Origin of the sequence: Brevibacterium litoralis, assembly GCF_040212315.1 — a bacterium.
Lineage (GTDB): Bacteria > Actinomycetota > Actinomycetes > Actinomycetales > Brevibacteriaceae > Brevibacterium > Brevibacterium litoralis.
Map to the genome: position 1 here is coordinate 90,762 of NZ_JBDIUY010000014.1, position 17,054 is coordinate 107,815.

Annotated in this window: 16 protein-coding genes; 10 read left to right on the forward strand and 6 right to left on the reverse strand. The window is 70.2% G+C overall.

The genetic code is table 11. The features are described from left to right. Positions 1-40: 40 nt before the first annotated feature. The 5 genes from AAD496_RS04805 to AAD496_RS04825 all read left to right on the forward strand — a co-directional run bounded on the left by AAD496_RS04805 (position 41) and on the right by AAD496_RS04825 (position 5,792). The gene (locus AAD496_RS04805; protein WP_349827515.1) at positions 41-1,117 is read left to right on the forward strand and encodes a 3-isopropylmalate dehydrogenase; all 1,077 of its coding nucleotides are present in this window, start codon (positions 41-43) and stop codon (positions 1,115-1,117) included. A gap of 180 nt (positions 1,118-1,297) precedes the next feature. Then, a complete protein-coding gene (locus AAD496_RS04810; protein WP_349827516.1) occupies positions 1,298-2,386 on the forward strand; it encodes a branched-chain amino acid aminotransferase in 1,089 nt (362 codons plus the stop codon). A 184-nt stretch (positions 2,387-2,570) separates the two neighbouring features. Continuing rightward, positions 2,571-4,019: an MFS transporter gene (locus AAD496_RS04815; RefSeq protein ID WP_349827517.1), complete on the forward strand. Its 1,449-nt coding sequence runs from the start codon at positions 2,571-2,573 to the stop codon at positions 4,017-4,019. Between the two features lie 31 nt (positions 4,020-4,050). Further along, positions 4,051-5,139, forward strand: a complete 1,089-nt coding sequence (lplB, locus tag AAD496_RS04820) for a lipoate-protein ligase small subunit (RefSeq protein WP_349827518.1) — start codon at positions 4,051-4,053, stop codon at positions 5,137-5,139. 8 nt (positions 5,140-5,147) lie between these two features. Next, positions 5,148-5,792 carry a HutD family protein gene (locus AAD496_RS04825; RefSeq protein ID WP_349827519.1) on the forward strand — a complete coding sequence of 215 codons (645 nt, stop codon included), beginning with the start codon at positions 5,148-5,150 and terminating at the stop codon, positions 5,790-5,792. On the opposite strand, the gene AAD496_RS04830 is transcribed toward AAD496_RS04825, so the two are convergent. Continuing rightward, on the reverse strand, positions 5,766-7,415 hold the full coding sequence (locus tag AAD496_RS04830; RefSeq protein WP_349827520.1) for an anthranilate synthase component I family protein: 1,650 nt from the start codon (positions 7,413-7,415) through the stop codon (positions 5,766-5,768). The two genes, AAD496_RS04825 and AAD496_RS04830, sit on opposite strands and share 27 nt — an antisense overlap. A 218-nt stretch (positions 7,416-7,633) precedes the next feature. Between AAD496_RS04830 and AAD496_RS04835 the strand changes: the two genes are divergently transcribed. After that, positions 7,634-8,275, forward strand: a complete 642-nt coding sequence (locus AAD496_RS04835; protein ID WP_349827521.1) for a hypothetical protein — start codon at positions 7,634-7,636, stop codon at positions 8,273-8,275. Next, entirely contained in the window at positions 8,196-8,981 is a 786-nt protein-coding gene (gene thyX, locus AAD496_RS04840; RefSeq protein WP_349827522.1) for an FAD-dependent thymidylate synthase, read from the forward strand. The genes AAD496_RS04835 and thyX overlap by 80 nt, the downstream gene beginning before the upstream one ends. A 7-nt stretch (positions 8,982-8,988) precedes the next feature. Here the strand turns inward: thyX and AAD496_RS04845 are convergent, their stop codons facing one another. The 3 genes from AAD496_RS04845 to AAD496_RS04855 all read right to left on the reverse strand — a co-directional run bounded on the left by AAD496_RS04845 (position 8,989) and on the right by AAD496_RS04855 (position 11,752). Next, positions 8,989-9,795 (reverse strand): SDR family oxidoreductase, encoded by an 807-nt coding sequence (locus AAD496_RS04845; RefSeq protein ID WP_349827523.1) that lies wholly within the window; start codon positions 9,793-9,795, stop codon positions 8,989-8,991. 63 nt (positions 9,796-9,858) lie between these two features. Further along, complete coding sequence (locus tag AAD496_RS04850) at positions 9,859-11,136, reverse strand: globin domain-containing protein (protein WP_349827524.1); 1,278 nt, start codon at positions 11,134-11,136, stop codon at positions 9,859-9,861. Positions 11,137-11,278: 142 nt separating this feature from the next. Beyond that, positions 11,279-11,752, reverse strand: a complete 474-nt coding sequence (locus AAD496_RS04855) for an RrF2 family transcriptional regulator (protein WP_349827525.1) — start codon at positions 11,750-11,752, stop codon at positions 11,279-11,281. A 130-nt stretch (positions 11,753-11,882) separates the two neighbouring features. Here AAD496_RS04855 and AAD496_RS04860 point away from each other — a divergent pair, with 130 nt between their 5' ends. Further along, positions 11,883-12,323, forward strand: coding sequence for a hypothetical protein (locus AAD496_RS04860; RefSeq protein WP_349827526.1), 441 nt, complete (start codon positions 11,883-11,885; stop codon positions 12,321-12,323). A 185-nt stretch (positions 12,324-12,508) separates the two neighbouring features. Here AAD496_RS04860 and AAD496_RS04865 read toward each other — a convergent pair whose 3' ends face one another. Continuing rightward, a complete protein-coding gene (locus AAD496_RS04865) occupies positions 12,509-13,324 on the reverse strand; it encodes a metal-dependent hydrolase (RefSeq protein ID WP_349827527.1) in 816 nt (271 codons plus the stop codon). Between the two features lie 287 nt (positions 13,325-13,611). On the opposite strand from AAD496_RS04865, the gene AAD496_RS04870 reads away from it, so the two are divergent. Continuing rightward, complete coding sequence (locus AAD496_RS04870) at positions 13,612-14,742, forward strand: dicarboxylate/amino acid:cation symporter (protein ID WP_433913721.1); 1,131 nt, start codon at positions 13,612-13,614, stop codon at positions 14,740-14,742. A gap of 60 nt (positions 14,743-14,802) precedes the next feature. Then, positions 14,803-15,546 (forward strand): maltokinase N-terminal cap-like domain-containing protein, encoded by a 744-nt coding sequence (locus AAD496_RS04875; RefSeq protein ID WP_349827528.1) that lies wholly within the window; start codon positions 14,803-14,805, stop codon positions 15,544-15,546. Positions 15,547-15,569: 23 nt separating this feature from the next. Here AAD496_RS04875 and AAD496_RS04880 read toward each other — a convergent pair whose 3' ends face one another. Then, positions 15,570-17,009, reverse strand: coding sequence for a SpoIID/LytB domain-containing protein (locus tag AAD496_RS04880; RefSeq protein ID WP_349827529.1), 1,440 nt, complete (start codon positions 17,007-17,009; stop codon positions 15,570-15,572). Between the last annotated feature and the right edge of the window lie 45 nt (positions 17,010-17,054).

Genomic DNA, 17,054 nt, shown 5'->3' on the forward strand with positions numbered 1-17,054 from the left:
TACCGACCGCGATCCGAGACGCCCGCCCTACACTCGCGCCATGAGCGCAGAATCCGTGACCACCGACGCAGCTGTCACCACGCACCGGATCGCCGTCATGCCCGGCGACGGGATCGGGACCGAGGTCGTGCCCGAAGGTCTCAAGGTCCTCACCCGGGCCCTCGAGCTCAGTGGGGAGCCCGTGCGGCTGGAGACCGAACGGTTCGAGGCCTCGGCCCGCCGCTGGCACGAGACCGGCGAGACCATCACCGACGAGGAGATGGAACGCCTGCGGACCTTCGACGCGATCTTCTTCGGCGCCTGCGGCGATCCGTCCGTCCCCTCCGGCGTCCTGGAGCGCGGCATCATCCTCAAGATGCGCTTCGGTCTCGACCACGCGGTCAACCTCCGCCCCTCGCGCCTGTTCCCCGGCAACCCCTCGCCGCTCAAGGATCCGGGTGACGTCGATTTCGTCGTCGTCCGCGAGGGCACCGAGGGCTCCTACACCGGCCAGGGCGGCAGCATGCGCACCGACACCCCCGCCGAGGTCGCCACCGAGGTCTCGGTCAACACGTGGTTCGGCGTCGAGCGCACCGTCCGCTTCGCCTTCGAGAAGTCGATGACCCGGAACCGCAAGCTCACCTACGTCCACAAGAACAACGTGATGGTCCACGCCGGCCACCTGTGGCGCCGCGTCGTCGAGCACGTGGCCCCCGAGTTCCCCGAGGTCGCCGTCAACTACGAGCACGCCGACGCGTGCACCATGTACCTCGTCAACGACCCCGCCCGGTACGACGTCATCGTCACCGACAACCTGTTCGGCGACATCATCACGGACATCGCCGCCGCGGTCACCGGCGGGATCGGACTCGCCTCGTCGGGCAACCTCAACGTGAATGGCACCGGACCCAGCCTGTTCGAGCCGATCCACGGGTCCGCCCCGGACATCGCGGGTCAGGGGAAAGCCGACCCCACCGCCTCGATCCTCTCCGGCGCGCTCATGGCCGAGTCCCTCGGCCTGCCGGTCGTCGCCAAGGCGATCCGCACCGCCGTCGAGGAGGACCTCGCCGCCCGCGCCGACCTGGGCACCCGGTCCACTTCCGAGATCGGCGACGCGATCACCGCCCTGCTGGGCTGAATACCCCCTGCCCGCGCCCGAGGCGTCCTGCACTTCCCATGAGAAGTGCAGGACTTCCCATGAGAAGTGCAGGACGCCTCGGGCGCGGGAATGACGGTATGAGGTGGGCCGCATTCCGTCCTCCGGAACGCGGTAGCCTTGCGTGCAACACCCGAGACCCTGCGAGAAGAAGAGCGAGCGATGACAGACTTCGAGCTCCTGAAGAACGCCGAACCGAAGAGCCCGGCCGTGCGCGAGGCGATCATGGCCGACCCCGGTTTCGGCAACCACTTCACCGACCACATGGCGTCGATCCGGTACACCTCGGAGCAGGGTTGGCACGCCCACTCCCTCAAGCCCTACGGCCCGCTCGTGCTCGACCCGGCCTCGGCCGTCCTGCACTACGCGCAGGAGATCTTCGAGGGGCTCAAGGCCTACCGGCACGCCGACGGGTCCGTGTGGACCTTCCGCCCCGAGCTCAACGCCCTGCGGTTCCAGAAGTCGGCCGAGCGTCTGGCCCTGCCGCAGTTGCCCGTCGAGGACTTCGTCGACTCCCTCAAGGCCCTCGTGTCGCACGACGAGGTGTGGGTGCCGACCCCGGCCGACGAGACCGACGAGGTCTCCCTCTACATCCGCCCCTTCATGATCGGGTCGGAGACGTTCCTCGGAGTCCGTCCGAGCGAGGAGGTGCAGTACCTGTGCATCGCGAGCCCCGCCGGTCCGTACTTCGCCGGGGGTGCGAAGGGTGTCGACATCTGGTTGTCGGAGACGCTCAAGCGTGCGGCCCTCGGTGGCACCGGCTACGCCAAGTGCGGTGGCAACTACGCCGCCTCGATGACCGCCCAGCGTGAGGCGGCTGCCCACGGGTGCGCCCAGGTGATGTTCACCGACGCGGCGGAATCCCGGTACCTCGAGGAGCTCGGCGGCATGAACCTCATGCTCGTCACCTCCGACGGTGAGCTGCTCACCCCCGAGCTCAGCGACACGATCCTCGACGGTGTCACCCGCCGCTCCGTTCTCGAACTCGCCCCCGACCTGGGGCTCACGCCCGTCGAGCGCCGCATCGAGGTGGCCGAGTGGCGCAAGGGTGTCGAGTCCGGCTACATCACCGAGGCGTTCGCCTGCGGCACCGCGGCCGTCATCACGCCCATCAGCCGCCTGGTGTCGAACGACTTCACCATCGACATGGGCGAGATGGGGGAGAAGACGCTGGCCATGCGGGGGGCTCTCCTCGACATCCAGTACGGCCGGGCGGAGGACAAGCACGGCTGGCTCGTGCGTCTGGCCTGAGAGGTCCGGGAGCACCGCCAGGGCGGCGTTGTCGTCGCTCGAAGTACCAAACCCACGTACTCCTCCGCCTTGCCCTGACAGCGCTCCCGAACCCCTCACTATTCGGATGTGATCTCCGGCACAGATGGGGACGAACCTGCGGTTCTTTGCGCAATTGCGCGCAAATGAGCGTAGGCTCGTCCCCATGTCCGTTTCATCCGCATCCTCGGCCGGGACTCCCGGCCACACCACTCCCGCTCCCGGAGGCACCGGCGCCTCCGGTGGAGCCCTCCCGCGCGCCGAGGAGGTCGTCGCGAACCTGCCCTGGAAGTGGAGGACGCAGGGCGCCATCTTCCTCATCGGGGGCCTCGGCTTCATGTTCGACGCCTGGGACGTCGCCCTCAACGGGTTCCTCATCCCCCTGCTCAGTGACGAGTGGGGACTCTCCGTCGGTCAGGCGGCCTGGATCGCCACCGCGAACCTGCTCGGCATGGCGCTCGGTGCCTTCGTGTGGGGCGGGATCGCCGACAAACTCGGCCGCCGTACCGCCTTCTCGCTCACGATCCTCGTGTTCTCGCTGTTCACCGTGCTCGGGGCACTGAGTCCCAACCTCGCGGTGTTCATCGTCTTCCGGTTCATCGCCGGCTTCGGTCTGGGCGGGTGCATCCCCGTCGACTACGCCCTCGTCGGCGAGTTCACGCCGAAGAAGCACCGGGGTCGCGTCCTCACCGCGATGGACGGCTGGTGGCCGATCGGCGCGACGCTCTGCGCCTTCGTCTCCGCCGGGATCGTGGGCCTGGGCGGCAACTGGCGCGTGGCCATGCTCGTCATGGTCCTCCCGGCACTGCTCGTCTTCGCCATCCGCCTCGGCGTGCCCGAGTCACCCATGTGGCTGGCCGCCAAGGGACGCACGGAGGAGGCCGACACGGTCATCCGCCGCCTCGTCGAACGCACCGGTGGTACGCAGACCGAATGGGTCCACGACACGGCGCCCGCCGCCGAGGTGAACCGCGGGATCCGGGACCGCCTGGCCGGCGCCTCGGGCCAGCTCGTGGCCGTGTGGCGGCACCAGCCGGCGACGACCGCGACGGCCTGGCTGCTGTTCGTCTCCGTCATGGTCCTCTACTACGCCGCGCTCATCTGGCTGCCCAAGATCCTGCGCGAGCAGGGAATGGGTGACCAGGCGGCCTTCATCGCCACCGGTCAGATGACCGCGATCGGCATCCTGGGTGTCGTCGTCTGTGCCCTGCTCGTCGAGTACACCGGGCGCAAGTGGATGCTCGGGGTCTCCGCCGTGACCGCCGCGGCCGCGCTCGTCGGATTCGCGATCGCCCTCGGGGCCGGGGGAGCGGAGCTGAACTCCGGGGCCGTCTTGAGCATCCTCGCCTTCGGGTTCCTCGTCCAGATGGCCATCCCGGCGCTCTACACGTACATCACCGAGCTCTACCCGACGGCACTGCGCGGCTCCGGGTTCGGGTGGGCCTCGGCGGCCTCCCGGGTGGCGACCGGTATCGCACCGATCGTGTTCGGGTCGTTCCTGTGGCCGTACTTCGGACTCGTGACCACCTTCGTCGCCACCGGCGCGCTCGTCGTCGTGGCCGTCGTCATCATGGCGTTCGTGACGAAGGAGACGACGGGGCGGGCGCTGGAGTGATCGTGTCGCCGCGCGGAGTACCGTGGGCACCATGACCGAGAACCCTGCAGACGTGGAGACCTTCCACGGTGAGTACAAGGTGGGCGGCGGCAAACTCGTCGTCGCGGACCTGGAGACGACCGGCACCGCGATCAGCGCGGTGAAGATCTCCGGGGACTTCTTCCTCGAACCGGAGGAGGCGTACTTCGACATCGCCCCGGCGCTCGTCGGTGCGCACGTGCGCGAGAGCGGGCAGGAACTGACCCGGCGCCTCGACCACGCGCTGTCGGCGTACCCCGATCTGCAGATGCACGGCTTCTCGACGGTCGATATCGCCACCGTCGTGCGCCGGGCGCTGACGCGGGCCACGAACTTCACCGACTACGACTGGAAGGTCATCCACGGACCGGTCCTGCCGACGAACGTGAACGTCGCGCTCGACGAGGTGCTCCTGCGCGAGGTCGACTCCGGCGCCCGCACCCCGACCCTTCGGTTCTGGGAGTGGGAGGACAAGGCGACCGTCATCGGGTCCTTCCAGTCCTACGTCAACGAGATCCGGCAGGAGGGCGTCGAGAAGTACGGGATCGACGTCGTCCGACGGATCAGCGGCGGTGGCGCGATGTTCATGGAGGGCGGCAACTGCATCACCTACTCGATGTTCGTGCCCGAATCCCTCGTCGCCGGCCTCGACTACGCCGAGTCCTACTCCTACCTGGACAAATGGGTGATCGCCGCGCTCGCCGAGGTGGGCGTCGACGCCTGGTACCAGCCGATCAACGACATCACCTCGACCGGCGGCAAGATCGGTGGGGCGGCGCAGAAGCGCCTGACCAGCGGCACCGTCCTCCACCACGCGACCATGTCCTACGACATCGACGCCGACAAGATGACGGAGGTCCTGCGGATCGGCGAGGCGAAGATCAGCGACAAGGGCATCACCTCGGCGAAGAAGCGCGTCGACCCGCTGCGCCGGCAGACCGGGGCCGCGACCCGCGAGGAGATCATCGCGACGATGGTCCGTGTCTTCACCGAACGTTACGGCGCCACCGCGGACACGTACACGGACGCGGAACTCGCCGCGGCCGAGGACCTGGTGCGCACCAAGTTCGGGACCTACGAATGGACGCACCGGGTGCCGTGATGGGTGACATGAGGAATGATCCACCTTCGCGCGTGGCCCGCCGGTACTCCGACCTGGAGGCGAAGCCCTGGGTCAACGGACTGGGTGAGACGGTCGAACTCGTCGATCTCGAGGCGTCGGTGGGGTTGGTCGAGGGTGCCGACGCTGTGATGTCTCCCGCCCCTTGGCGTCTGAGCGTCGCCCGGCTGCTCGGTCCCGCGGACTTCTCCGCGTTGCCGGGCCTGCACCGGACCTTCGTGCCCGTCGGTTCGCGGGTCGTCCTGCGCGTCGACGGCACCGATCACGTGATCGAGGACCGCGGGCGCCTGGAGTTCGACGGGAGCGCCGAGGTCACCCTCGTCGACCTCGACCGCGAGTGCCGCGCGGTGAATCTCATGTCCCGTTCCGGCGCGCGGACCGTCGCCTACGGGCCGCTCACCGCGGGCGCCGTGCAGCCCGATGAGTTCGCCGCCGTCGCCCTCGACGGGACCGCGTCCGACGGGTCCGCGATCTCCGTGGGCGAGGCGCCCCGACCCTTCGACCTGCTCGTGCGCTCCGCGGACGGCGCCGGGACCTCCGGTGTCGGGACCGGGGCGGGGCGCCTCGGCGGCGGGGAGTCGGTGGACCTCGACGCGGTGGGCGTACGCCTACCGCTCGTGCTGCCGCAGGTGTGACCGCAGGAGGTCGAGGAGCACGGAGGCCTTGAGGTCCTTCTCCTCCCGTTCCGCGCGGGCCGTGGAATCGAGGACGATCGCGCCGCCCGCCCCGAGGGTCCAGGTGTCGTCGTGCCGGACGAGCGTGCGGATGACGACGCTGAGGTCCACCGTGCCGTCGTACCCGAGCGCGCCGAGCGCTCCGGAGTAGACACCGCGCGGTCCGGTCTCCAAGGCGTCGATGATCTCGACGGTCCGCTGTTTCGGCGCGCCCGTCATCGATCCGGGTGGGAAGCAGGCGTGGATCGCGTCGAACCCGTCGCGACCGGTCTCCAGGCGGCCCGTCACCGTCGAGACCATCTGGTGGACCCGGGGCAACGAGCGGATGGTCATGAGGTCGGGGACCGCCACCGAACCGGGCGTGCACACCCGCGACAGATCGTTACGGACGAGGTCGACGATCATGAGGTTCTCCGCCCGGGTCTTCGCGTCCGTGCGCAGGGCGAGGGCGGCCGCGGCGTCCGCGGCCGGTTCGGCCCGGCGTGCGGTGGTGCCCTTGATCGGTCGGCTCTCGGCCCTCCCGTCGTCCTCGACCCGGAGGAAGCGTTCCGGGGAGGCGGAGAGGATCTCGACCTCGCGCACGGTGGGCTCGGCGTCGGGGTGGCGGAGCAGGAGGTAGGCGGCGTGGTCGGCGGGGTTCCGGGTGCGCAACCGGGTGTAGAGGTCCAGGCCGTCGGGTGCCGATCCCGGAGTGGATCGCGCGGCCGCGGTCTCGAAGGTGTCGGTGAGGCACACCTCGTAACTGTCACCGTCGACCAGGTGCGCGTGTGCGGTACGGACGGCGTCCTCGTAGGCGGCGTCGTCCAGACGCCAGTTGCCGGTCGCGGACGGACCGGAGTCCGACTCGGGCGCTTCGACGGCGAACGAGACCGCGGCGGACGGGGCTGCGACGAGCGCCGCGCGGAACCGAGCGAGAGCGGCAGCGCACTCCCGGTCGGCGATCGGGGTGTCGAGACCGAGGGAGACGAGGTCGACGGTGTCCGTACGGGGGTCGTGGACGAGGAAGGTCTGCGGTTCGACGAACCAGGCGTCCGGGGTCGGTGCGCGGTGGGGGCCGGGGGCGAGGGTCGCGGTCTTCATCTCGTGGCCCAGGTAACCCAGGAAGCCACCCCGGAAGGGCAGGCCCGAGGGCATGCCCAGGAGGTGGGTGTGGGAGCTGAGATCCCGCAGGAGCGGGAGGAGGTCGGTGTCCGTGATCCGGCGGGTCGCGCCGTGCTCGGTGAGCGTGGTCGTGCGGGTGGCGGCGTCGTGGGTGAGGACCCGGGCGTGGGGACCGGCATCGGTGGCGAGGACGGTCGCCCGCCAACCGGGAGAGGAGGTGCGGGCAGCGTCCCGGGAGCGCACGGGGCCCGTGGTTTCGGATCCGGTGGGGCCCGGAACGGCCGGTTCGGGAGCGGCGGGGTCGGAGGCTTCGGGAACGGCCGGTTCGGGAACGGCGGCGGAGGCGTCGAGCCAGAGGACCGAGGAGCCCGGGTGTGCGTCCCGGAGGGCGCGCGCGGTGGCCGGGAGGTCGAGGCGGAGGTGGAGCCGCAGGTGGCGGGCCCGGAGGCGGCGGGGGTGGAGCCGACGAGGTGGGGTGTCCACGGTGTCCTCCTCGTCCGCACGTCCGGTGGTGGTCCGGGCCCGGACCGGCACCTCGGGCCGGTGCCACGGGTGCCCCGAGAGCCTACCGGGTCGACGGAGTGCCGGATCCACGGAGTCCTGATCCGTCCCGGGGGAAAACCCGACACTCGCGCCGGGACGTCCCCCTGATCACCCTCTGTGCAGGATGTGTGTCCGTCGCGAGGACTAGCGTGAAGGACATGACGAACACCCCTCCCGTGCCGTGGACAGCGCCCCTGCTGGTGGCCGCCACGGTCACCCTCCTGCTGCGTGGCACCTCGGTCGCGCTGTGGTGGGGCGTGCGGGAGTCCGGGTGGGACGTCCTCGACCTCCTGGCCCTGTTGGCGGCAGGGGTGCTCGTCGTACTCGCGCTCCCCGTCCAGGCCGGATACCGCACGTCCCGACCACTCCACGGGACGCGCGTGCGGGCGACGGCCTGGGGGACCGGTGCGTTGCTCGCGGCGGCGACCTGCGCCGACTGGGTCGCGGAGACGCTCGGATGGGCCTCGGCTGCGCTCGACGGCGCCCTGTACGGTCCCGACCTGGTCGGGCTGTTCTCCATGGCGTCGGGTGCCGGGACGGTGGTCATGCTCGTCCTGTGGTTGAAGGGTGCACCGGGCGTCGTCGTGTCCGCGGTCGCGGTGACGAAGGAAACGGTGACGCCCGGGACGGTGCCGCACGAGGCGGCAGGGCCGAGTGCGCGTGTCGACTACGCTGGGGGGCGCCCGCCGAATCCCACACCCGTCACCGAGGAGAGCATCCGTGCGCCACGTGGAACCGACCGTCGAACTCATCGCCAAGCCGCAGATCGACTGGGACGCGCTGAAGAAGTACCTCGGTGAGGTCGGCGGCGAGGAGTGGTCCGAACGGGTCGAGCCCCAGGACTCCCCGGATGCCGAGGACCTCGTCGAGTTCTCCGGTCGCATGTGCTACCGCTCGTGGCAGCCGGGCCTCAACCCCAACGTCTCCCGCGTGCGCACCGACTCCGCCCAGTACCTGGGCAACGTGATCGGCTCGCAGCACGGTTCGGTCCTCGAACACGCGAACTTCACGTTCGTCCTGCACAACGTGTCGCGTGTCCTCACCCACGAACTCATCCGTCACCGGGCCGGCTGCGCCTACTCGCAGGAGTCGCTGCGGTACGTCCGTCTGGACGAGATCCCCTTCTGGTTCCCGGACTGGGCACGGGAGGACGAGGAACTCATGGAGCGCTCCCTCCAGGTGCTCGACACCCTCGAGGAGCACCAGAAGTGGATGGCCGAGCACTTCGAGCTCGACAAGGAGGGCACGAAGTTCGCGCACAAGAAGCACATGACCTCGTTCATGCGCCGGTTCGCGCCCGAGGGTCTGGGTACCGGAATCGTCTACACCGCGAACCTGCGGTCGCTGCGCCACGTCGTCGAGATGCGCACCGCTCCCGGCGCCGAGGAGGAGATCCGCCTCGTCTTCGGCAAGATCGCCGAGGTCATGAAGGAAGAGGCCCCCGCGATCTTCGCCGACTACTCGGTCGAGGACGGTGCCTGGATCCCCGGCACCCGCAAGGCCTGAGTTCCCGTCACTTGCCGCCGGCGACGCGGATCGTCTCGCCGACCACGTAGCCGGCCGCCTCGGACATGAGGAAGGCGACGACGTCGGCGACCTCCTCGGGCCGGGCGACGCGGCCGAAGGGGTGCACCTGGGCCACGCGCTCGGCACGGTCGGGATCGCCGGCGTCCTCGTGGATGCGGGTCTCGGTCGTCCCCGGCGCGCAGCCGACGACGCGGACACCGTGATCGAGGGCCTCGAGGGCGAGGCCGGTGGTGAGGGCGTCGACCCCGGCCTTCGCCGCCGCGTAGTGGACGTACTCGCCGGGAGCCCCGGTCGTCGCGGCCGCCGAGGACACGTTGACCACCACGCCGCCGCGGCCTCCGTGGCGGAGACTCATCCGACTGACGGCCTGCCGGGCGACGAGCACTGCCGCGGTGAGGTTGAGGTCGATGACGGACCGGATGGTCTCCGGCGCGGTGCTCACGAGCGGGCCGACGTGCTGGGTGGCACCGGCATTGTTCACGACCCCGGTGACTGTGCCGATCCTCTCAGCCTCCTCGAACAGCCGGCCGATCCCGTCGTCCGTCAGGAGGTCCGCCCGGACGAGGACCACCTGCGTGCCGTGGGCGGCGAGCTCGGCCTCGAGCGCGCGGGCGGCCTCCACGTCCCGGTGGTACCCGAGGGTGAGGTCGTGCCCGGCCGCGGCCAACCGGCGGGCCACCGCGGCGCCGATGCCACGGGTCCCGCCGGTGACGACGGTGTGGGGTCGCGTGTGTGCGAGGGCGGCCTCCGCGCCGGTGTCCTGAAGGTGGCGACCGTTCTCCGAGGATGTCATGCCCTCAGGGTAGTGGCGTCTGTGCTCCCGACGCCGTCAGCGGGCGGACCGGGGGATCCGCGATCAGGCCGGGACGACCCGCCGTGCCGTGGGTGTCCACGTGTCCGGCCCGAAGACCTCCATGCTGATGTCCTCGGGAGCGACCCTGCGGGCGACGAGGACACGGTGCATGTCCTGCATGAATCCGTCCGGCCCGCACAGGTGGATCTGCGCGCCCTCCGGGACGGGGATTCCCGCGAGGTCCATCCGACCGTGGCGCAGCTCGACCGAGGGTCGGTGTTCGGGGGCGGGGCCGGGCGCCTCGGGAGCGAAAGGGGCGCCGGCCGTGGGCAGGTCCGTCTCGTCGAGGCGGCTCGACCAGAAGACCAGGCGGGCGTCGGGCAGGGCCCGGAGTGCGCTCGTCATCTGGGTCGCCAGGGCCCAGTGCTCCGGGGAGCGGTCGACGTGGAGGGCGAGGACCGGGCGGCGTGAATCGCTCGCTCGGAGGGCATCGAGAGCCGCGGCCGCCGGGGTACACCCGATGCCCGCCGTCGCGAGCACGAGCGGCCGGGTCCCCGCGGTCTCGACCGTGAGGTCGCCACAAGGATGGGAGATCTCGACGGAGTCGCCGACGGCGAGTCCGTCGACGAGGACGGGGGACACCTCACCGTCGGAGTCGCGACGGACGGTGATCGTCCGGGTGGAGGTCGCCTCGGGAGCGCCGGAGAGGGTGTACTGGCGGCACTGGAGCAGCCCGTCGGCCGCGGGGACACGGACGGAGACGTACTGACCGGGTGCCGCCGGCATCTGTGGGAGGTCCGGGTCCGTCGGAGTGAAGAGCAGACTCCACGTCCCCGGGGCACTCTCGATCCGGTCGGAGAGGGTCCAGCGGCTCCACACGTCGCCGGGGGTGCGTGCCGGGGTCTGCGCGTAGAGGCCCGCCTCCAGGTCGACGAGGGTGTCGGCCATGAGCCAGTACACCTCGTTCCACGCCTCGGCGACCTCCGGGGTGACGGCCTCGCCCAGGACCTCGGCGATCGCGGCGAAGAGGTGCTCGTGGACGATCCGGTACTGGTCGGCGGTGACCCCGAGGGACACGTGCTTGTGCGCGACGCGGGCGAGCATCGTCGCCGGTGGGGTGTCCGGGTCGTTCACCAGGTGCGAGGCGAAGTGCGCGATCGACCGTGCGAGTGCCTTGGGCTGTTCGCCCTTGCGCTGGTTGGCGCGGCTGAACATGCCGTTCAGGAGTTCGGGCCGGGCGGCGAACATCCCGGCGTAGAAGCGGGTGGTGATCTCGTCCAGGTGCTCGGCGACGACGGGGAGGGTGGCTTCGATGACGGGACGGTGGGTGGCCGACAGCATGGGGGCTCCGTTCGCTCGGTATCTTGCATCTGTAATGCAAATTTACGGAAGTATTTCTACACGAGGTAGAAAACGGGTGCAAGGGTCGATCCTACGCCCCTGGTGAGAGCACTGCAGGGTCGCGGCGCCTACTGCGGGGGCGTCAGCGACGGGGGTCCGGCACCTCGGGGAAAGGGAGTGGTGTGGGACCGGCGGAGTCACACGCTCCGGACTGTGCCTCCGGGACCAGGTCGGCGACGACGAGGGGGTCGAGAGTGCGGTAGAACGCCTCGCGCGCGGTGTGGAGGGCGGAGCGCAGTCGGCACCCGGCGATGAGCGGGCAGGCGGTGCCGTCGGCGCGGATACAGGTGACGGGGTCGAGGTCGGGGTCGAGATCGCGGGCGAGCGCGCCGACGGAAGCGCGCAACCCTGCCGGGGCGATCATCACCCCTCCGTTCCGGCCGCGGGTGGCGTCGACGAAGCCGCGCCTGCGCAGGTCGAGGACGGCCTTGCTCACGTGGTTGTAGGGCACGTCGATCGCCTGCGCGAGCGATTCGCTCGTCGCCCGGGTGTCGGGTGCGGCGGCCAGGCGCATGAGGATACGCAGGCACGTGTCCGCGAACGCACTGATCTTCATGGGACCCATCTTCCCAGGTGTCGGCGCACTGGGCTGGTTCCTGTGCCGGTTCCGGGCCGCGGTGTGCGTCCCGGGGGCCGTCGTCCCGGTTGACGGATCGGGCGCGCGCGGTGGTGGTGATCCGCCAAGCATGACCGACATGCAGATCCTCGCCTCCGTCGTCGTCGCGTTCCTCACCCGGAGGGCCCCGGCGCCCGGCGTCGTCATCGGTGTCGTGGTGTCGCTCGTCGGGATCGCGGGCGTCCTCGTCCCGGGTCTGCTCGGGGACACCTCGGGTGGGCGGGTGACGCCCGTCCTGCTGCTCCTCGGGCTCGTCTCGATCACCGCGCTCGCCCTCGGGACACTCGCGCAGAAGCGCGCCGGTGCCGTCGACCTCATCCCCGCGGTCGCCGTCCAGACGCTCGGCGGCGCGCTCGTCACCGGTCTCGGCGTGACCCTGTGCGGAGTCGGGATCGCGACCCTTGTGTCCCGCCGGGTCGAACCCGCCGCACCGGTGGGGGAGTCCGGTCGGGTCGACCCCAAGGTCGGTGCCGCCGCCGAGGCGCCCGCGGAGTGCACCTCCCGGCGCTGAGGGCAGCGCGCCTCGGGGGTGGGGTCCCGCCCCGGCACCCCACCGCCCCGGCTGTGCTCGACGCCGCCCCCGCCCCGGCACCCCACCGCCCCGATATGTTCGACGGCCCTCGATATGTCAGCACATATCGAGGGCCGTGAACGATATCGGGGCGGTTGAACGCACCGCCGGGCGGCGTCCGCCCCTCACCCCTTCCCGGTGAGAGCTCCCAGTGCGGAGAGTGTGGGTGCGAGGATGCCGATCTCGGCGGCCAGTGCGGCGACGACGTAGATGCTCACGAGAGAACACAGGGCCCACTCGCGTGCGGATCCGGCATTGCCGAGGACGGGGACGGCGAACAGGCCCGATCGCTTCCAGATCGCGTTGAGGCCGGGGATCCGTGACAGGGCACGCGGCGGTTTCACGACGACGGGCCACAGGAGCGGTACGCCACCGGTGGTGAGCATGTCGCCGAGGACGTGGACGGCGCAGCCGAGGCCGACGGACAGCGGGAGGACCCAGCCGGCGGTGGGGAACTCGAGGGCCAGGTAGACGCCTGCGGCCAGGGCCAACAGCCACGGCCAGACGCGTCCGGCGCGGCTGATCCGCAGCGCGTCGAGGGCGAAAGCGGCCAGCACGATCCCCAGCAGGCCCGCACCGATCGACACGGGCACGCCCCGGATGTCGACGACGAATCGCCCGAGCAGGGCGGTGAGCAGGACGAACACCGCGAGCCCGAGGAGGGAGTGGGTGCCCCGACGGTGGCCGCCCGAGAGGTTCGCGACGATGCGGCAGAGCACCTCGGTGACGCTGGGGAGCGGCCCGAACCCGGGGAGTGAGTTGGCGATCGAGCCGTTGTGGTGATCGACGTCGGGCAGGAGTGCGGCGCCGGCGGTCATGAGGGTGACGGCGAGGACCTCGGTGGTCCGGACCCCGTCGACGAGACCGAGGGTGAGGGCCGAGGTGCCCGCGACGGCAATGCCGAGCGCTGCTCCGGTGGTGGCGTGGTGTCCGCCCATCATGGCGTGGTGGTGTCCTCTGCGATCGGGGGAAGAAGGAGGATCTTCTATTCGAAAATCCTACTCCGCTGCACGCCCTGCGCACGAATCTTCGAATCCGAGAGTTCGCCGAACGGGGCCGTCGCCGACCCGGTCCGCACTCACCTCCGATGATGCGTTCCACACTGTGAAACATGTAGAGTGCTCCGGGCAACTCACAAGTCGATCGATCAAACGGTGGTGATCCATCGCCGAACCGGGGACCCGACATCCGGACGCCGGTCGGCGATCTGTTCCTCCGCCTGCTCCAGATGATGGTCGTCCCGATCGTCCTCTTCACCCTCGTCGCCGGTGTCACCGCGACCGGTGCCGGACAGGTGGGTAAGGTCGGCGTGAAGATCGTCGTCTTCCACACCGTCACGACCTTCTTCGCGATCTCCCTGGGCCTGGGTCTCGCCACCCTCATCAAGCCGGGTGGGGGACTGGACCTCCCGGCGGACGCCGAGACCGAGTCGGGCGAGGGTGAACCCTTCGTCGACGTCCTGCTCAACATCGTCCCGACGAACCCGATCCAGGCGATGGCCGAGGGCAACATGCTCGCCACCCTCTTCTTCGCCCTCGTCTTCGGCATGGCTCTCGGTGTCCTCATGAACAGCGCGGACGAGCGTCTGTCCGGTCTCGGCTCCCACATGCGCCGGTTCTTCGAGGCCGGCTCCGAGGTCACCTTCATCGCCATCCGCGGCATCCTCGAGGTCGCCCCCTTCGGTGTCTTCGCGCTCATCGCGGTGACCCTCGGCGAGACCGGCGCGGACGCACTCCTCCCGCTCCTCAAGCTCACCGGCACGGTCTACGGCGGAGTCGCCCTCCAGATCGCGGTCTACGCGCTGCTCCTCGTGCTCTTCGGCGTCTCCCTCCGGCGGTTCTTCTCCGCCGCCAAGGAGCCGATGCTCACCGCCTTCGTCACGCGTTCCTCCGGTGGCACCCTGCCGGTGACCATGCGTGCGGCCGACAGGCTGGGCATCCGTGAGTCCACCTACGGCTTCACCCTGCCCCTGGGCACGACGATCAACATGGACGGCACCGCGCTCTACGTCGGTGCGGCCGTCGTCTTCGTCTCGAACGTCGCCGGCGTCGACCTGTCGATCGCCGAACTCGTGAGCGTCGCGCTCGTCGGCGTGCTCGCCTCGATCGGCACCGCCGGCGTCCCCGGTGCGGGCCTCATCATGCTCACGCTGGCGATCACGCAGGCGGGTCTCCCGATGGCGGGGATCGCCCTCGTCGCGGGCATCGACGCGATCCTCGACATGGTCCGCACCATGTGCAACGTCACCGGCGACCTCGCCGGAACCCGGATCGTCGACGGCAAGCAGAAAGGCCGCCGGGGTTCTGCAGAGGACGCGGACACCGCTCCCGCCGCCGAGGCGCCCTCCCCTTCCGCCTGATCCGCTCCCCGGGTGCCGCGACCTGTTCCCCACGCGGCACCCGGGTGACATGATCGGTCCATGGCGATCCTCCACCGCGCGACCCTCGAACCCTCCAAACCCGATCTCGTGCGGAGCTGGCTGCCCCACCAGGACTGGATCGACGTCCCCGCGGGGGCGACGATCGAACCACTGGGTGCCTTCCGCTTCGACGATCCCGACGGGCAGGTGGGGATCGAGACCCACCTGGTCGAGATGATCTCACCGGACGGGACGCGCACGGTGGTGCACGTCCCGCTCACCTACCGGAACGAGGAGCTGGACGGGGCGGGTTCCGCGCTCGTCGGCACACTCGAGCATTCCGTGCTCGGGACCCGCTGGGTCTACGACGCGCCGGCGGACCCCGTCTACGTCGCCGAGGTGCTCCGGACCGTCATCGAACAGGAGTCCTCGGTCCGGGAGTACGTCGACACTCCGGACGGACCCGAGGAGCGTGAGCCCTCCGCCACCGCCTGGGGTCTGCTCGGTTCGCCCCTCGGGGGTGAGAGCGGTGCCGGTGGGATCATCGGTGCCGGAACGGGCCCGCAGGACTCCGCCGAGATGCACCCACGGATCGCGCACCACTACGTGCCCCACACGGTCGACGGGGTCACCTCGATCGAGGTCGGCGGCTACCGACTCGCCGTCAGCCGTTTCCCGCTGGTCACCTCACCGGATTCCGGTGCCGGCACGGTCGTCGGGTCGCCCATGCAGACGCTGGGTTCCCTGCTCGGGGAGTGGCCCGGAACCGCGGGTGGAACGGACCTCGTCGCCCTCCTCGGCTGAGTACCGCGGCTTTCATCCGAGGCTCAGGCGCCGCCGACGGAGATGAGGTTGGCGGACTTGAGGCCGAGGGCGGCGCGGAACTCCTCGCCACCCAGGGACGTCGAGTTGCCGTCGGCATCGGTCGCGGTGACCGTCTTCGCCATCACGCCGTTCTCGGCGAGCGTGAAGGACAGGCCGACGACCTCGGAGATCGAGAAGGCGTCCGCCATGTCCGCCTGGGAGATCTCGACGTCCCACTGTTCGTTCGGGTTGCCGGAGATCGATCCGGCGACGGTCGGGTCCTCGACCGGCACCAGATACGGGACCTCACCGCCCCAGACGTCGGCGGAATCGTTCGTCACACCGCCGGAGGCCGAGGAATAGACGGCGTCGATGTAGGTCCCGTCGTGCACGAGCACCTGGGCGCTCGCGACGCCACCGGTGTCGCCGGGGGTGTAGGTCGCGTCGACGGCGTTCCGCCAGGAGGACTGGCCTGCCTGCGCCGCACCGGTGAACACCTGCGACTTCACCTCGTCGTAGACGTGGCACGCGCAGTCGTCCTTGAGTGCGGACATGTTGCGGTAGGCGTAGGTACGGGCGGCGATGGCCTGGGCGCTGAGCGCCTCGGCAGGCCAGCTCGCGGGCACCTCGGCGATGCCGTAGAGGTACTCGGTGTTGAGCCGCAGCGTGTTGACGAGGTTGAGGGAGCCGTCGATGACGGAGACACCCATGGTGCCGTAGCGATATGTGCCGTTCGAACCACCGGTGGAACCCGGGACGCCGAGCGTGCCGTCCCAGTCGAGGGTGACCTCGGTCCCGGCGTCGGCGACGACGTTGCTGCTCCCGGAGGTCCACACGCGGACGCGGTCGCCCCGGACGATGTCGAGGGTCAGGGCGTCGGCGCTCGCGGAGACGGTCTTCTTCTTCCCGTCCGTGGTGACCGTCGCGCGGACCCCGCCGCCGTGGGCGTAGACGTTCGTCGAGTCGATACCGCCCAGCAGTTGCACCCGGATGTCGGCATTGCGCTTGGACTTCTCGTCGCGCAGCTCTGCGCCGGTGTAGTAGTGGGTGAGGATCTCCTCGTGGTCGGCGCCCTGTTCGGCCATGCCGCGCGCACCGTACTGGCTCATACCCACGCCGTGGCCGAACCCGCCGCCGGAGACGGCGAATGCGCCCGGGACGCCCTTCTTCGCGGACCACGAGGTCTGTGTCGGGGCGATCGGGACACCGCTGTCGGCCCCGTCGCCGGAGGTGTCCGTCCCGGGTGCGGGGTCGCCCGGGGTGTTGAGATCCACGGCGTTGCCCTGGAGATCGACCGCGTTGCCCTGCATCTGTGGGGTGGCGGCAGCAGGGGTCGCCACGGTGGGACCGGCGGTGAGCAGTCCGGTGAGAGTGACCGCGGCCGCCAGCGCTCCGGATGCGGAGAGCGCGGCGTGTCGTGCGGACGAGGAACGGCCTGTGCGTGCTATGGGGGAAGAAGTCACGCACCCGAGTATGCCCCGAGCCGTCCGGAATCGGAAGTGCCGACC

What these genes read in the sequence shown, in the direction of transcription:
- AAD496_RS04855 (WP_349827525.1), bottom strand. Translation starts at nt 11,752, where the DNA reads ATGAAGATCAGTGCGTTCGCGGACACGTGCCTGCGTATCCTCATGCGC.
- AAD496_RS04875 (WP_349827528.1), top strand. Translation starts at nt 14,803, where the DNA reads ATGGCGATCCTCCACCGCGCGACCCTCGAACCCTCCAAACCCGATCTC.
- AAD496_RS04850 (WP_349827524.1), bottom strand. Translation starts at nt 11,136, where the DNA reads ATGCTGTCGGCCACCCACCGTCCCGTCATCGAAGCCACCCTCCCCGTC.
- AAD496_RS04870 (WP_433913721.1), top strand. Translation starts at nt 13,612, where the DNA reads ATGATGGTCGTCCCGATCGTCCTCTTCACCCTCGTCGCCGGTGTCACC.
- AAD496_RS04825 (WP_349827519.1), top strand. Translation starts at nt 5,148, where the DNA reads ATGAGGAATGATCCACCTTCGCGCGTGGCCCGCCGGTACTCCGACCTG.
- lplB (WP_349827518.1), top strand. Translation starts at nt 4,051, where the DNA reads ATGACCGAGAACCCTGCAGACGTGGAGACCTTCCACGGTGAGTACAAG.
- AAD496_RS04835 (WP_349827521.1), top strand. Translation starts at nt 7,634, where the DNA reads ATGACGAACACCCCTCCCGTGCCGTGGACAGCGCCCCTGCTGGTGGCC.
- AAD496_RS04860 (WP_349827526.1), top strand. Translation starts at nt 11,883, where the DNA reads ATGACCGACATGCAGATCCTCGCCTCCGTCGTCGTCGCGTTCCTCACC.
- AAD496_RS04865 (WP_349827527.1), bottom strand. Translation starts at nt 13,324, where the DNA reads ATGATGGGCGGACACCACGCCACCACCGGAGCAGCGCTCGGCATTGCC.
- AAD496_RS04805 (WP_349827515.1), top strand. Translation starts at nt 41, where the DNA reads ATGAGCGCAGAATCCGTGACCACCGACGCAGCTGTCACCACGCACCGG.
- AAD496_RS04845 (WP_349827523.1), bottom strand. Translation starts at nt 9,795, where the DNA reads ATGACATCCTCGGAGAACGGTCGCCACCTTCAGGACACCGGCGCGGAG.
- AAD496_RS04810 (WP_349827516.1), top strand. Translation starts at nt 1,298, where the DNA reads ATGACAGACTTCGAGCTCCTGAAGAACGCCGAACCGAAGAGCCCGGCC.
- AAD496_RS04815 (WP_349827517.1), top strand. Translation starts at nt 2,571, where the DNA reads ATGTCCGTTTCATCCGCATCCTCGGCCGGGACTCCCGGCCACACCACT.